Source organism: Vibrio sp. 10N.222.46.A1 (assembly GCF_041473595.1).
GTDB lineage: Bacteria > Pseudomonadota > Gammaproteobacteria > Enterobacterales > Vibrionaceae > Vibrio > Vibrio tasmaniensis_A.
This window is the reverse complement of record NZ_JBFRSN010000587.1, coordinates 1-384: the sequence shown is the minus strand read 5'-3', so window position 1 is coordinate 384 and position 384 is coordinate 1. Positions and strand designations below refer to the sequence as shown.

Here is a 384-nt window from a genome sequence, read left to right as displayed (position 1 = left end):
GAATCGACCACAATTGCATCTTCTGGGTGAGTCAGGGATGAACCAATAACCCCTTCTTGAGCAAGTTGATAAAGGGCGGTTTTGTTCCCTTTATAGATCGAGTTTGGTGCTTGGTTTGCGTAGGTTTCTAACAGGCCAACTTGTTGAGGTCCCATTCCATCGCCAATCATCAGAATGACGTTTTTGATTTCTGCTGAAAGTACGTTGAATGAAAGTGTTGAGGTTGCCACTGCGGCAATGATTGGTTTTATAATGTGCTTCATTGGTTATCCCTTTTTATATAAGCGGGATGATTAGAACATCGATTTGTGTCAAAGTCGTTTCATATTTATTTCATCAATGTGAAATTGAGCAATAACTCCAATTTTTTGAAAAGCATAAAAA

At 38.8% G+C, this 384-nt stretch carries 1 protein-coding gene; it reads right to left on the bottom strand.

What is annotated here, in order from left to right:
* Window positions 1–263 (bottom strand): alkaline phosphatase (locus AB4496_RS16510; protein ID WP_372131391.1); only part of this gene is annotated, 263 nt, incomplete at its 3' end.
* Between the last annotated feature and the right edge of the window lie 121 nt (window positions 264–384).